Here is a 15,048-nt window from a genome sequence, read left to right on the forward strand (position 1 = left end):
GCGTTTTTTTCGTTTACATTAGGCTCAACTAAACTATAGGTTGTGAAGAAATTCATCCAAACACTTAAGAATATCTGGAGCATTGAAGAACTGCGGAGTAAGATCCTGATTACCCTGCTCCTGATATTTGTTTATCGTTTCGGTGCCCACATCGTGCTGCCTGGTATCGATCCAAATAAACTTGATCTTTCCGGCGCGAAAGAAGGTCTGCTTGGCCTGTTCGATACTTTCGCTGGCGGGTCATTCAGCAATGCTTCCATTTTTGCTTTGGGTATCATGCCCTATATCTCCGCTTCGATCTTTATGCAGCTGATGACTATCCTGGTTCCTCAGATGCAGAAATTACAGAAAGAAGGTGATAGCGGGAGAAAGAAAATCAATCAGTGGACCAGGTACCTTACCGCTGGTGTTACGGTTCTGCAGGCAGCAGCTTATGTTGCTTATCTCCGTGGGGTGAACCGTGATGCGTTGATCGAATCTTATCACGCTTATTTCTGGATTTCAACTGTGATCACTCTGACAGCAGGTACACTGTTTGTAATGTGGCTGGGCGAAAAAATCCAGGATAAAGGAATGGGTAACGGTACTTCAATCATCATTATGATTGGTATCCTCGCCCGTTTGCCGCAATCATTCCTCGGTGAGTTTTATGCAAAACAAACCCGTGGTGGTGGTGGTCTTCTTCTGTTCCTCGTGGAAATTGCTTTCCTGATCGTAATCATTCTTGGCCTGATCATCCTCGTACAGGGCGTTCGCAAGATCCCGATCAACTACGCAAAACAAATCGTTGGTAACAGGCAGTTTACCGGTGCAAGACAGTTCCTTCCATTAAAAGTGAATGCTGCTGGTGTAATGCCGATCATCTTCGCCCAGGCGATTATGTTCCTGCCAACTTTGTTCTCGTTCACGAGTTTTGAGACAGGAAAAGGGCTGGCTCGCATTTTCAACGATCCAAGTAATGTCTGGTACATGATCATATATGCAGTTATGGTAATTGCATTTACTTTCCTGTACACAGCCCTGATATTTAATCCGAAACAAATGTCGGACAACCTCAAGCAGAGCAACGGGTTTATTCCTGGTGTTAAGCCGGGGCAACCGACGGCAGATTATATCGGCCAGGTGATGGATCGAATCACTCTCCCGGGAGCAATCTTCCTTGCTGTTGTTGGTATCCTTCCAGGTATCGCCCAGCAGCTGGGTATTACACAATCATTTGCTTCTTTCTTTGGGGGTACTTCCCTCCTGATCATGGTAGGTGTAGTGCTCGACACTCTGCAGCAGATCGAAACACATCTGCTTATGCGTCAGTACGATGGCCTGATGAACAGCGGCCGTATCCAGGGAAGGCAACCTGCTACGACGTCTCCGATTTAAGATGATTTATATAAAAACGAATGCTGAAGTTGAACTCATGCGCGAAAGTGCATTGCTCGTGAGTTCAACTTTATGCGAAGTTGCAAGATACCTGAAACCTGGCCTCACCACGCTTCAGGTTGATGCTTTTGCAGAGAAATTTATCCGCGATCACAACGCGATTCCTTCCTTTAAAAATTTATACGGATTCCCGTTTGCCACCTGCATTTCTGTGAACGATGCTGTTGTTCATGGTTTCCCAACAAATCAACCTTTGAAGCCAGGAGATATTATTTCTGTGGATGTTGGTGTTTTGAAAAACGGCTTCCATGGTGATAGTGCATATACATTTGCTATTGGTGAAGTCTCCCAGGAAGTCCGCGACCTGATGCGCATTACAAAAGAGTCTCTGTATAAAGGGATCGAAAAAGCGGTTGCGGGTAACCGTGTGGGTGATATATCTTCCGCGATATTTGAACATACCGAAAAGAAATACGGTTACGGTGTTGTAAGAGAATTGGTAGGTCATGGTCTTGGTCGAAAGCTGCACGAAGATCCGCAGGTACCAAACTATGGGAAAAAAGGATCGGGCCAGAAGCTGAAAGAAGGAACAGTCATCGCTATCGAACCGATGATCAATATGGGCACTAAAGATGTGTACCATGATAAAGACGGATGGACCGTTCGTACCCGCGATGGTAAGCCTTCGGCTCACTACGAGCATAATATCTGCGTCAGAAAAAACAAACCTGATGTACTCTCCTCATTCGCAGGAATTGAAGAGGCTGAGAAAGCAAATCCTGAGTTGGACTCTGCCTACCTTGAATTAATACCTTCTTTGTAAATTTCTATTTTATTCTGCATTCAACGGTTTCTCATCACTATGACAGAGGACAGAAAAAGACATTGTATCGTTGTAATCGGTGGTGGTGCAGCCGGATTTTTCTGTGCTGTAAATGCTGCCAGGTTAAATCCCCACACGCGGGTTGTGCTGCTGGAAAAAACCAGTAAATTATTATCGAAAGTGAAAGTGAGCGGGGGTGGCAGATGCAATGTTACGCATGCCTGTTTCGAGATTGCAGAAATGGCGAAAAGATATCCGCGAGGTGCAAATTTTGTAAAGAAAACATTCCACCAGTTTTTTACAACGGATACAATTGAATGGTTTCAGACCCGTGGTGTCGAATTGAAAACAGAAGAAGATGGAAGGATGTTTCCTTCCACGAACAGTTCAGAAACAATTATCCGTTGTCTTCTCGATGAAGCTGCGAAATATAAAGTGGAGATTGTACTTCAGGCAGAAGTTGCCGAAATTCAGAAACACGATGCAGTCTTTGTGTTGACACTTGCTGATGGTCGGGTTGTCGAAGGAAATATGGTTTGTATTACCTCAGGAGGCTACCCGAAGTCGGCACAGTTTCATTGGATTTCAAAACTTGGCCATCGCATTGAAGAGCCAGTGCCATCGCTGTTTACATTCAATATGCCCGCACATCCCATTACCGAACTCATGGGTGTATCAGTAGCTGATGTCCTTATAAAAATACCTGCCCTGAAATTTAAGGAGCGCGGGCCGGTACTAATCACGCATTGGGGATTCAGTGGCCCCGCTGTGTTAAAACTTTCAGCTTTTGCTGCGCGTGAATTAAGCAAATGCGATTATGGATTCTCGATACAAATCAACTGGATACCGGAATATAATGAGGAAAGCCTGAGAGGATATCTTCAGGAACTTCGCGAATCGCAGGGTTCTGTTTTTATTGGTTCCAGAAATCCATTCGGACTTCCACATAGGCTCTGGCAATATTTTATACAGCTGGCGGCAATTTCTCCGGTTACCCGATGGAGTGAGTTCAGCAGTAAGCAGCAGCATCAGCTTATAAGAATATTATGTGGCGATGTATTTTCAATTAAGGGGAAGACAACATTCAAGGAAGAATTTGTCACTTCGGGTGGAGTATCGTTGAATGAAATAGATGCCAATTCGATGCAAAGCAAGATTGTTCCAGGCGTTTATTTCGCTGGCGAAGTTATGGATGTGGATGGCGTTACCGGGGGATTTAATTTCCAGCACGCCTGGACGAGCGGGTATATAGCCGCTGTTTCAATGTCAAAAAACATTTCCTGACGGTATAAAACACTTTGCCGGCCTGCTAAAATTCCGAACTTCGTAAATTCCAAAAAAGGTATCCGATACTTTGATGGATACCTCAGGTTGAACATGCTTAAAGAAGTATCGGATACCTTTTCCGGCATCCGGAAGCGGACGCTTTGCTCACAAATCTTTTTTATATTTAGAGTTCATTCCCAGTTTACAAACATGAATTCCAGGAGACAGTTTTTAAACAGACTCGCTGCCGCCGGTGGCGGACTTTCACTATTATCATTTGCAGATCCTGTATTTGCTGCAGAGGCAGAGGACATAATGAAAAAGATGAGCGCGCGTGAGGAAGCGGGAGATGTGGAAGATGAAGAGTTCTGGGGATGGGTTCGTTCTTCATTCACCGTATCACCCAACATCATCAATCTCAACAACGGTGGAGTAGCGCCGCAACCAAAAGTAGTGCAGGATGCGCATATCCGGTTCTATCAATATTGCAATGAAGCGCCGAGCTATTACATGTGGCAAATACTCGATCAGGGGCGTGAGCCGTTACGGGAAAAGCTTGCTGGCCTTTGTGGTTGTTCGGCTGAAGAAGTAGCCATTAACAGAAACGCTACTGAAGGACTTAACAGCATCATATTCGGATTGAATCTGAAAGCGGGAGATGAAGTCATTCTCACCAAACAGGATTATCCCAATATGATGAATGCATGGAAGCAGAGAGAAAAAAGAGATGGAATAAAACTGGTTTGGCTGAATCTGCCTTTGCCTCTCGAAAACGAAGCTGATATTGCGAAATACTATATCAATGCATTCACTCCAAAAACAAAGGTGGTGCATGTTACACACCTGATCAATTGGGTCGGTCAGATTACACCAGTTAAGATGATTGCACAGGCAGCTCATCAACGTGGTATCGAAGTGATTGCTGATGGTGCTCATACTTTAGGACATTTCGAATTTAAAGTGCCGGACCTGGAATGTGACTATTTTGCATCCTCTCTTCACAAATGGCTGAGTGCTCCATTCGGTAGTGGACTTTTATATATCAAAAAAGACAAGATTAAAAACATATGGGCATTGCTTTCAAACAATGAACCTGATGGTCCGGATATCAGGAAGTTTGAATCGCTTGGGACGCGTTCATTCGCGTCTGAAATGGCCATCGGAACTGCAGTAGATTTTCATGACATTATCGGAGGTGCGAGAAAGGAGAGAAGGCTAAGGTATTTAAAAGACTATTGGGTGAATCAGGTGAAAAATATTCCGGGTGTGAGTTTTAATCAACCTGTGAATCCAAAACTTTCCTGCGCAATCGCCAATGTTTCAATCAAAGGAAAAAAGCCTGAAGAAGTTTCGGGAGAACTTTTCAATAAATATAAAATACACACAGTCGCGATCAATTGGGAGGATATCCATGGGGTCAGAGTTACTCCTAACGTGTATACATCAACGAAAGATCTCGACAAACTGGCGGGAGCAATCAGGAAGATCGCCTCCTGAAAAATTCTTAATAATTAATGGTCCAGATTTTATCGTTGGGCAGTTTATCGACTGTACCGCCCGCCATGTATATTTTGTTTTTGTGTGCAATGAATTCTGCACCAAAAACATTGTGATCTAATCGTCCTTCGGTACTTTTTCCTGTACCTATTTCATATTTGTTGAAATAAACTCTTGTAATTCCATCACCTGAAAAAAAGAGGATTGAATTATCATTGACGATGGCTTTTGATTTAAACCCGGTAACGGGGCTACTCATATAGTCAAAGCTTTTATCAGTAGTGATGAAATTCAGTATTTCGATTGTTGCTTTTGGTTTTGCGCTGTCGCCATAACCACCGCCCCAGTATCCTATACCACCAGCCAGTCCTGACATAATGTATGCTCTCGGCTCTGACAGAGCAAGCGATGACCAGGCATTTGAATTGGCATCAAAAACATCTATACCTTTTCTTCCGCATTTGGCATCACCACCCGCTACAAAAACTTTGTTTCCGTAGGTAATGGAAGATGTTCCAAATGCACGCTCAGTCATTGTAGTTACGGACCAGGTTTTTGTTCCAAGGTCGTAGATGTCTGCAACGTTTGAACATTCCTCTCTCTGAGGATTGGTACATCCTCCTGCGAAAACTATTTTATTACCCGTGGTTTCACCGGAAACAAAAAACCTCGCACGACTCAATTCATCTGTTGTCCATGTATTCGTTTTTGAATCGTAAATATCAATCCTCGAAACAGGTTTATCATTATAACTGATTCCTCCTGCGAAATATACCTTGTCACCAACAGTCACTGCAGCCATATACATGCGGGGAACACTTAATTCGGCAGTCGCATGTGTATTGGTTCTTGTATCATAAATATCCACCCGTGATGAAAAGCCATCATCCTCATACCCACCTGCAAAAATTAGTTGATCCCCTACTGAAGCGCCCGTAGGATAAAAACGATGAACAATATTTTTACCAACATCAATCATTTGCGCAGTAATAAATTCGGCTGGAGTGACGCGAATAACGACAGTATCTTTTGAAGAAAGTCCGCCCGCATCAGTAACCGTCAGTTCAAATGCATATGCATCTTCAGAAACGCTGTATGCAACAGTCTGCACCCGCTCCGTAAAATAGATATAGGTCGATGAATATCCTGAAAGTTTCCGCCACTTGTAAGTGGTAATGTTATTTTCCGGATCTGTCGATGCGCTACCATCCAATTGCAGTGTATCCTTTGGTAGAATAGCAATCCTGTCAGGACCTGCATTCGCAACAGGTGGATTATTCACATCTGTAACAAGCACTTCAACTGTATCGGAGGAACTAAGATTGCTGTTATCCGTGACAGTTAGTGTAAAACTGTAAATACCTTTTTTCAGCGATTTTACTCTCGTAGTTGCGGCGTCTTTATTTGCGATATTTGATTGCCCTGGCCCTTCAATCTGTAACCAGCTATACTTTATTATCGATCCATCTGCGTCAGAAGATTTCTCTCCATGCAAAACTGCAGTATCAGCGGGAATAACAATTATTGTATCGTTGCCTGCATTCGCAATGGGCGGAATTCTCGAAAAGCCGCAATAATCGCACAAAAATTCTTTCTGGCAGGAAGCAATAAGAACTACCACAACCAGCAAAGTGAATATGTATTTCAGGAAATTGCTGAAGCGCATCAGGTCTCAAATTTTATAGAATTGTACTGTGGAAGCTCGTTGGTATGCAGAAACAAGATATTCTTAGAATATCTGAAATCAAAATCAATTTTTCAGGACAAATGAGAGAAATACAGGCAAAAGTGAGCAGGCAAAAATAACAGCCGGCACTTGCGTAGACAACGCAGAATACAGAATACACGGTACAGAATACAGAATATCGAGAGTAAAAAATGAAACTGAAGAAGTGTAAGGGCAGTATCGGTTACCCTGTGGAGAATGTTGCTAATACCGCTTAGGCTCAATGCAGTATATCTGCTGCCTGTTTCCCTGGAGTAACTACTGAAATTCTATCTTCCAGACTTTTCCCGAAGCGCCATCTGCAACAAAAAGTTGATCCTGTGCAACTACGAGCGAAGGCCAGTAGATCTCACGGTCGAGTAAACCGATATGCCAGCTTTTTGTTACGGTATTATAGAGCTCAAAAGTTTTTGGATTATATACGAGATCAGGGAAAATAATGACCCAGCTCTTCCAGTATGTTACCCCGTTATGTCCTAACAACCAGGGTGTTGGGTTGTTCAGGCAATTAAAGGTGGAAGTACCGGCAACAGGATCAAAAACTTCTACCTGTGCTGATGCATTAGCAACACTTCCTTTTAACGTATACCCACCAATCCATGCAATTTTGTTATCGAAAGTGATTGCATTGAAATTAGTTTTGGGTTCATTGAGATTCCTTACTGACCAGGATTTTGATGATGGAGTATATATATCAATTACTGATTTTGTGTTTAGTTGCCCTGTACTTCCTCCTGCGAAATAAATTTTTCCATCAGCAACCGCGGCCCTTAAGTCAAACCGGGGAACGGAAAGATTTGAAATCTCCCAGGTGTCAGCTGATGGATCATAAATATCAACAACAGAACTCATTTTGTTGTTTGGCGAAAAGAGTCCTGCGAATTCTGTAGCACCTCCTGCGAAGTAAATTTTTCCATCAGCGATCGCTGATGTTAATCCCATGCGTGCACTGCTGAGTTTCTTATAGGACCAGCTGTTCGTTGAAGCGTCAAAGATGTCAATGTTGGAAGTTGTATTTCCGGTAGCCATGTCCAACTCATAGTCAATTCCACCCGCAAAATAAATTTTGGTACCATATACGGCAGTGGCCATACTTACTCTATTAAAGCTTAGCTGTGAAGTTTCCCAGCGTTTAGTGCCGAGATCATAAATGTCAACTGTGGCCAGTGGATTGTCATCATAATCCGGATATCCTCCTGCAAACACAATTTTATTTCCTACTGCAGCTGCCGATAGAAGTCTTCGTGGAATTGATAACTGTCCTATAGGAGTTGTTTTCGCAATAATGTTTGTCCGGATAGTGCCGGGACAATTGTCATTTGTGAGCGAACCAATGGTAAAGCTTACTGTGTCTGTAGCAAATAAACCTTTTGTATCTGTTACTTTCAATTCAAAAACGTACAAACCTTTGTCGCCAAAGGTGACGAGTGTAATGCTGTCTTCCGGATCGCTGATGGTTGCTATGGGATGAGTTGAGATCTGTGTCCATTGATAGGCTTTAATATCATTGTTGGGATCATAAGATTTACTTCCATCAAGAAAAATTCCGGAAGAGTAACTTGCTATCATTGAATCATTACCCGCAACAGCAACAGGTGGTGAATCAGCACTACCGGCCTCTGAAACTGTAATTCTTACGGTATCCTTCGACGTTAGCCCCAGGTTGTCGGTCACTGTCAGTTCGAAATGATACACACCTTTTACAGGTGTTGAGGTTACCGTTTTGAGATCTTCTTTATTGCTGATGAGAATAGGTTCCGGACCCAGCAGTTTTTGCCAGATTGACCGAATGATCGTTCCGTCACTATCATAAGATCCTGAGCCATCGAGTATCAGGTTGCTGGTGGGTAAAAGATACAAGCTATCGATGCCCGCATCAGCAACTGGCGGCTGGTTAATATCGCAATCCGGACAATACAGTTCTTTCTGGCAACCGAAAAAAAATAACACTGGTACACAGAAAAAAAAGAATTTTTCAGAAATGGATCTCTGCGGCATGGGCATATTCCATTCTTTTTAAGTATCTGAAGTTAGTATTGTTCGCTGGAATCCTGGATTCATTCAAAGTGAAAAGGCGTAATCTTTTTGTGACTACGCCTTTTACGGAAATGGGTTGCCTTGTTATTGAATTTGTCTATCTGGATACAACCATTTTTCTATTCAGTATTACCGGGTTTCCATTCTGATCCTTCGCTTCGAGCCGGTACAGGTATGTTCCGGACGCAAGCTTTTGCGTTGCAAGATTGATCTGATGAATTCCTGCATTCATTTGACCATCCACCAGCTGAATCAGTTTCTGCCCCTGCAGACTATAAACTGCAATCTGAATGCGTGTCGTAATCGGAACACTGTACCTGATCACCGTGTTGCTATTTGAAGGATTGGGGGCATTTTGTTCGAGCGTGAATTCCTGAACAATCGCCAATGGCTCTGGTTGCTGCTGTAGCTGTACTCCGTCTGCTGTGCGCCAGTCCCAACCAAACAGGAAGTCGAAACCACAATAACAGAATTCCCAGTATATCGGCCAGTTTTCAACAGCCGTTGTTGCACCCTGCGTTTTAGGCACATACACTTTGATCTTGTTGGTGCCTGTGTTGCCGCTCGCATCGCTTACAGCGAAATAGATGGTATATACCCGTCCATTACCTGTACTCATTCTTTCTTTCCGTAGCTGAACAGATTTACAATCGGAAGCAATCCTGATATCTTTCGTCGTATTTCCGTCAGCATTTCCAGGTGCGTTTTCCAGTTCGTCGCTGGTTACTTTAATAATATTCACATCCCGTATGTTGAGCTGGCTACAATTGTCATATACGGATTGTATACAATCGGCCAGGCTTAATGTCCGGTAGCTGCCGTCGGCATTGCCGCTGAGTACAATCGGCTGTGGTTTTACCTGAATAGATGGTGCCTTGTTTTCTTTGACTTTAACACGGAATGTAGCCGTTGATTTGTTTCCGGAAGCATCAGTTGCGGTAGCAGTAACCGTAGTTGTACCTGCCGGGAATACAGATCCTGAAGCAGGACTTGTTGTCACTGTTACACCAGGACAATTGTCCGTCGCGCTTACTGTGAAATTGATCTGCCGGCTGCAGGATCCGGAAGACGCATTCACACTGATATCCGGAGGATAGCGCAATTCCGGTTTTTGATTATCAATCACCCTGACAATAAAATTGCAGGTAGCTCCTGATGATGAAGTAACTGTGACTACAGTATTTCCAACAGCAAAGTACGAACCGGAAGAAATGCTGTAACTAAGTGTTCCACAGGCACCGGCTTTTGTTGCCTGCGGGAATGTAACATAAGCACCGCATTTACCACGGGCTGTATATTGCGTAATGTCCGACGGGCAAGTCAGTGTACAATTACTGCATCCAGCAACTGCCGGAGCTGAAATTGTTCTTACACAATTTTGCTCATCTGCGGAGAATTGAATTTCAATTGCAAAGGGGGCTCCGGTCGATTTCAGTTTTATTGCTGTAAAGGTATGCGAGTTTCCGGAAACAGAACTAACGGGGACGGATACTGCCTGCAGTACATTGGGATTGCCTGCTTCAACTTCAAGTGTACCTGTTGCCGGCGCATTTACGAAGTTTACTATCAGATTAGCAGTAAAATAGTCGTCGGCAGGATCCGAAGTTCCGTTATTCTGACATGCACTGACATTTGTTAAGGATGCTGACGTTATTATACACAGAGGTGAACAGCCGCTGACTGCGGGAGCAGCGATAGTTCTCACGCAATTCGTCTGATTGACAGAGAACTGTATTTCTACAGAAAATATAGCGCCTGTAGCTTTTAGTTTAATGCCTGTAAATGTGTGTGTGCCACCGGTCAGCGAGCTTACAGGGACGGATACTGTTTGAAGCACGTTCGGATTGCCGGGCTCGATTTCAAGTACGCCGGACGACGGCGGATTCTGAAAATTGACCGTCAGGTCCGCAGTGAAGTAATCGTCACCCGGGTTGCTCGTGCCATTATTATTGCAGGCACTAATGTTTGAGAAAGAAGCTGAGGTGATCGAGCATTCTCCCGGACAGTTTCCTGGCTGAAGAATGAAAATCTCCACTTCGTCTTCTCCGCCCGAACATACATTATTGCCGGGATCACTACTGAAAGCCTTGAATTTTATACTCGTCTGAGCCTGGCCGTTAGCATTGAGTACAAATTGTGCTTCTGTTTCTGTATCGGGAGTGATGAAAGTACCAAACTCCACATTTTTCTGCCAGACCATAGCATCTGCAACACCGCCCAATGTCGCTTTAAGATTTATTACACTCGTAGCACAAACTGTCTGGTCAGGTCCCGCATTGATGAGTGAAGCAGGATCGATCCGGTATTCCACCTGATCAGTTGCAGCAGGGCAGTCTCCATCAGGATCATTGGTGGTTAACGTAAGTGTGAGAATTGCTCCGCTGGCCAGCTCTGCTGCGGAAGGATTATAAGTAGCATTGAGCGTGTTGGCATCAGGTGAAAATGTTCCTGTTCCTCCACTCCAGGTTGCACTGGTTGCTGTTCCCGAAATTGAACCAGCCAGTTGTGGCGGATTAGCTGTCGCGCAGATCCGGATATCCGTTCCTGCATTTACGATTGGTGCGGGAAGAATAAAAATCTCCACTTCATCTTCTCCACCCTGGCAAACATTGTCGCCAGGATCATTTGTGAAAGCCTTGAATTTGACGCTCGTCTGTGCCCGACCGTTAGCATTGAGTACAAATTGTGCATCTGGTCTTGTATCCTGTGTAATAAAAGTTCCGAATTCAACATTTTTCTGCCATACCATACTGGTGGCTACGCCGCTGAGTGTCGCATTGAACTGAATGACTCCAGTGGCGCAGATCGTCTGGTCAGGGCCGGCATTCACGATTGGCGCCGGATCGATCCGGTATTCGATCTGATCAACAGCTGCAGGGCAATCACCATCGGGATCGTTGGTTGTCAAAGTAAGTGTGAGAATTGCGCCGTTGGCCAGTTCAGAAGGAGAAGGATTATATGTGGCATCGAGTGTGTTGGCATTGGGAGAGAAAGTTCCTGCGCCGCCACTCCAGGTGGCGCTGGTGGCCGTTCCGGATATTGATCCTGCCAGTTTGGGTAAAACGGCAGCAGCACAGATCCTTATATTTGTACCTGCTTCCACTTTCGGTGTAGCAAGGATAAAAATCTCCACTTCATCTTCACCACCCTGACAAACATTGTCCCCGGGATCATTTGTAAAGGCCTTGAATTTAACACTCGTCTGCGCCTGCCCGTTAGCATTGAATACAAACTGTGCGTCTGGCCTTGTATCCTGAGTAATAAAGGTTCCGAACTCAACATTTTTCTGCCATACCATTTGAGTAGCAACACCGCTGAGTGTGGCATTGAACTGAAGGACGCCTGTTGCACAGATTGTCTGATCCGGGCCTGCGTTTACAATTGCTGCCGGATCTATCCGGTATTCCACCTGATCGGTTGCAGCAGGGCATTCACCAGCAGGATCGTTGGTTGTTAACGTAAGTATAATGATAGCGCCACTGCTGAGCTCTGCGGTGGATGGAACATATGTTGCATTAAGCGTGGTGGCATTGGGAGAAAACGTTCCTGCACCACCACTCCAGGTGGCACTCGTTGCTGTTCCTGAAATCGACCCACCAAGCTGCGGAAGGGTAGAGGTAGCGCAAATCCTTATATCTGTCCCGGCACTTACGATTGGCGCGGGAAGAATAAAAATCTCCACTTCATCTTCTCCTCCGGGGCATACATTGTCTCCAGGGTCATTACTGAAAGCCTTGAATTTTACACTCGTCTGTGCCTGGCCGTTAGCATTGAACCGGAATTTTGCATCAGGGTCAGTATCAGGGCCGATGAAAACCCCGAAATCGACATTCTTCTGCCATACCATCTGCGTAGCAACACCGCCGAGTGTGGCATTTAACTGAACTACGCTGGTAGCACAAACAGTCTGGTCCGGTCCGGCATTGATGAGTGAAGCAGGATCGATCCGGTAATTCATCTGATCAGCAACAACAACACAATTTTCGTCAGTGGTGTTTACTGTTAATGTAAGCATGATGGTACCACCGTTAGCGAGTTCTGCTGCGGATGGGATATATTTTGCATTCAGCGTATTTGCATTCGGCGAAAATGTGCCGGCTCCTCCGCTCCAGACAGGGTCGATTGCACTTCCACCCATTGTACCGGAAAGCAGAGGCAGATCTGCTGTTGCGCAGATACGAATGTCTTCACCCGCAGAGGCCGTAGCAGTGCATAACTCTCCGGTTGAACGATTTTCGTTTGCCGCGTTTATGACTGCAGTTTTTTTCTGTCCCGATTGAAAGCTTTGCGATGTCTGCGCCTCAGCATCAGTTACAAACACGTTGATTAAAAAAATACACATTACAAGAGAAAGGCTTTTGAAATATTTTCCCGGTGAAAAGCAGAGATAGGAGTATAGGTATGCCATGAGCATTTAGTTTATTATTCAATTGAAGTGTGTTTCAGCCTGAATTAAAAAAGTGGCATCCAGATTATCGAAATAGCATTAAATCAAATATTCGGACGATGCAAAGTATTTGTGGGTCGGAGGAAAAGATATTGACTCAAAAAAAAGTAATTCGGGTAAAGAAGCTACCGGGCATCACAGCCAAATGTCAGTTAGAGAGGAATAACAGTTATAAGATCAGTAAAAGAAAAATGATATGGATAGGGATCAGATAAAAAATTAATCCTGATTAAAATAACAGGTTTTTTTGAATATTCAAAGTTTTCCGAAGCTTAAATTAAAATTCAGACAAGGGTGAAAAGGCAAAACAGGAATCAAAAATGAAAAAAGTTTTTACTCAATCGCTTGATTCATATGCAAAAGAAAAAGGATTACCGTTGTGCCGGTAATCCTTCTCAATGAAAAAAATACTTTTATTTCACAAGTCTCCGATGGTAGTTGATCTGGCCGATATGATAGCTCAAATGGCTCAAGAAGAAAACAAGTATATATTCTGTTGATTTTGGTTCATCAAGGAATGTGATTGGAAAATTACTGTCCAGCTCTTTTTTTGAAATCTGCTCAAGTGTATCTGTAACGATTCTTTTGGAGTTGGCAATTTCTTCCAGTAATTTTTGTTTGGGGATATTTTTCAGTTTGAATTCTGCATCACGATTGCGGATATACCCTGAATCACCAAGAGTAGCGCCAATGAAGTGCTGCAGATTACCTGTGAGATGTAAACAGAGATTACCACCGCTATTCAGAATATCACCGCCGATCTTCCACAGTTGTTCATCACTTTCATATAAACTAATTTCTTTTTCGAGCTTATCCAGTTCCTTGTCATACAGGTCAATCAATACCGTGGTGATCATATTTGATTTTTGAGGCAGCTAAATTAATAAAACAAGTTTGTTATTACCCAGTAAAATTTATTGTTTCAGGCAAAAAAATTGTTGCAGGAGAATTGGAATAAACAAAAAAGAAGATTACTACTTTATGCTTTTTACCATCAGATCAATTCCTGCGGCTGTTCCGGTTATTTTCAATAATACAGGATAAGAATCATCATTCAGAATCCACATACGTGTAGAACCAGAACTATTTTCTGCATAGACCGCATCGATTGTTTTTCCATCGACAACAATTTCTTCACCTTTCGGAACTGCTTTCCATGTAAAATCCATGCCATCATATGTTCCTTTTTTCAACGACTTGAGATCTTTTAAAAATTTACGTGAAGCCATCAGGATCGTTTGATCTTCGCCCAACCTGCGTTCTTCACCCGCTTCCGGTTGATCCCAATTGAAAGAGGAACCTTTTTCAAGATTGTTTTTTGTATTTACGAATTTTCCGGTTGTAGTCCCCATGAAGTCATAATCAAGAATTATTTCCGCATCACTGACTGTTGCCACTTTGGTCGTGAGGGGCATCGCCTGTCCCTGAGAGATGACTTCATAATCGAGTTGCAGACCCGGTTTTACAGAAAGTTTCGAGGGTTTAGTTTGAGCATTGGTTCCCAGAGTAACTGATAAAAAAAGAAATGTCAGGAGAGAGGATAATTTCATAAAGACTAAGTTTTTGAAGATGAAAATATTCAGATTAGATTGATGAGCCATCTCTTTGTGAATAATTCTCACAGATTTTTTAGGAGCGGCAAAATTATAGTTGACTGCTCAATTAAATTGATTTTCGCTTAAGATCCATGTATATGCAATGAATGATCGTAAATAATCGTGTGCAGTAGCTTCTTTTCAGCCCTTGGTGTAAATTGTATATAACTGAAAGTCAATAATTTAGGTTGAACCGGAACTGGTGCTACAACGGCTTTTAAAATCAGTGAAAAAACCTGCGGGAAAAGGATCGTCTGAGCTTTAGTTTATATAACTTTGC

At 43.5% G+C, this 15,048-nt stretch carries 9 protein-coding genes; 4 read left to right on the forward strand and 5 right to left on the reverse strand.

Going from position 1 to position 15,048, the window contains the following annotated elements; genetic code table 11:
• Positions 1 to 42: 42 nt before the first annotated feature.
• From secY to P2W82_RS19650, 4 genes are all read left to right on the forward strand, one after another.
• Complete coding sequence (gene secY, locus P2W82_RS19635; RefSeq protein WP_336517636.1) at positions 43 to 1,377, forward strand: preprotein translocase subunit SecY; 1,335 nt, start codon at positions 43 to 45, stop codon at positions 1,375 to 1,377.
• A gap of 1 nt (position 1,378) precedes the next feature.
• Positions 1,379 to 2,200: a type I methionyl aminopeptidase gene (gene map, locus P2W82_RS19640; protein WP_336517637.1), complete on the forward strand. Its 822-nt coding sequence runs from the start codon at positions 1,379 to 1,381 to the stop codon at positions 2,198 to 2,200.
• 39 nt (positions 2,201 to 2,239) lie between these two features.
• Positions 2,240 to 3,484, forward strand: a complete 1,245-nt coding sequence (locus P2W82_RS19645; protein WP_336517638.1) for a BaiN/RdsA family NAD(P)/FAD-dependent oxidoreductase — start codon at positions 2,240 to 2,242, stop codon at positions 3,482 to 3,484.
• A 192-nt stretch (positions 3,485 to 3,676) separates the two neighbouring features.
• Positions 3,677 to 4,963 (forward strand): aminotransferase class V-fold PLP-dependent enzyme, encoded by a 1,287-nt coding sequence (locus tag P2W82_RS19650; protein WP_336517639.1) that lies wholly within the window; start codon positions 3,677 to 3,679, stop codon positions 4,961 to 4,963.
• A gap of 7 nt (positions 4,964 to 4,970) precedes the next feature.
• Here P2W82_RS19650 and P2W82_RS19655 read toward each other — a convergent pair whose 3' ends face one another.
• The 5 genes from P2W82_RS19655 to P2W82_RS19675 form a co-directional block, all read right to left on the reverse strand.
• Positions 4,971 to 6,629: a Kelch repeat-containing protein gene (locus P2W82_RS19655; RefSeq protein WP_336517640.1), complete on the reverse strand. Its 1,659-nt coding sequence runs from the start codon at positions 6,627 to 6,629 to the stop codon at positions 4,971 to 4,973.
• A gap of 318 nt (positions 6,630 to 6,947) precedes the next feature.
• Positions 6,948 to 8,687 carry a Kelch repeat-containing protein gene (locus tag P2W82_RS19660; protein ID WP_336517641.1) on the reverse strand — a complete coding sequence of 580 codons (1,740 nt, stop codon included), beginning with the start codon at positions 8,685 to 8,687 and terminating at the stop codon, positions 6,948 to 6,950.
• Between the two features lie 136 nt (positions 8,688 to 8,823).
• Entirely contained in the window at positions 8,824 to 13,134 is a 4,311-nt protein-coding gene (locus P2W82_RS19665) for an HYR domain-containing protein (protein ID WP_336517642.1), read from the reverse strand.
• A 452-nt stretch (positions 13,135 to 13,586) separates the two neighbouring features.
• Positions 13,587 to 14,030, reverse strand: a complete 444-nt coding sequence (locus P2W82_RS19670) for a DUF1572 family protein (RefSeq protein ID WP_336517643.1) — start codon at positions 14,028 to 14,030, stop codon at positions 13,587 to 13,589.
• Positions 14,031 to 14,147: 117 nt separating this feature from the next.
• The gene (locus tag P2W82_RS19675; RefSeq protein ID WP_336517644.1) at positions 14,148 to 14,723 is read right to left on the reverse strand and encodes a hypothetical protein; all 576 of its coding nucleotides are present in this window, start codon (positions 14,721 to 14,723) and stop codon (positions 14,148 to 14,150) included.
• Positions 14,724 to 15,048: the final 325 nt, after the last annotated feature.

The sequence above is a fragment of the Pollutibacter soli genome (assembly GCA_029269725.1).
Classification (GTDB): Bacteria; Bacteroidota; Bacteroidia; order Chitinophagales; family Chitinophagaceae; genus Pollutibacter; species Pollutibacter soli.

What these genes read in the sequence shown, in the direction of transcription:
- map (WP_336517637.1), top strand. Translation starts at nt 1,379, where the DNA reads ATGATTTATATAAAAACGAATGCTGAAGTTGAACTCATGCGCGAAAGT.
- P2W82_RS19645 (WP_336517638.1), top strand. Translation starts at nt 2,240, where the DNA reads ATGACAGAGGACAGAAAAAGACATTGTATCGTTGTAATCGGTGGTGGT.
- P2W82_RS19650 (WP_336517639.1), top strand. Translation starts at nt 3,677, where the DNA reads ATGAATTCCAGGAGACAGTTTTTAAACAGACTCGCTGCCGCCGGTGGC.
- P2W82_RS19655 (WP_336517640.1), bottom strand. Translation starts at nt 6,629, where the DNA reads ATGCGCTTCAGCAATTTCCTGAAATACATATTCACTTTGCTGGTTGTG.
- P2W82_RS19660 (WP_336517641.1), bottom strand. Translation starts at nt 8,687, where the DNA reads ATGCCGCAGAGATCCATTTCTGAAAAATTCTTTTTTTTCTGTGTACCA.
- P2W82_RS19665 (WP_336517642.1), bottom strand. Translation starts at nt 13,134, where the DNA reads ATGGCATACCTATACTCCTATCTCTGCTTTTCACCGGGAAAATATTTC.
- P2W82_RS19670 (WP_336517643.1), bottom strand. Translation starts at nt 14,030, where the DNA reads ATGATCACCACGGTATTGATTGACCTGTATGACAAGGAACTGGATAAG.
- P2W82_RS19675 (WP_336517644.1), bottom strand. Translation starts at nt 14,723, where the DNA reads ATGAAATTATCCTCTCTCCTGACATTTCTTTTTTTATCAGTTACTCTG.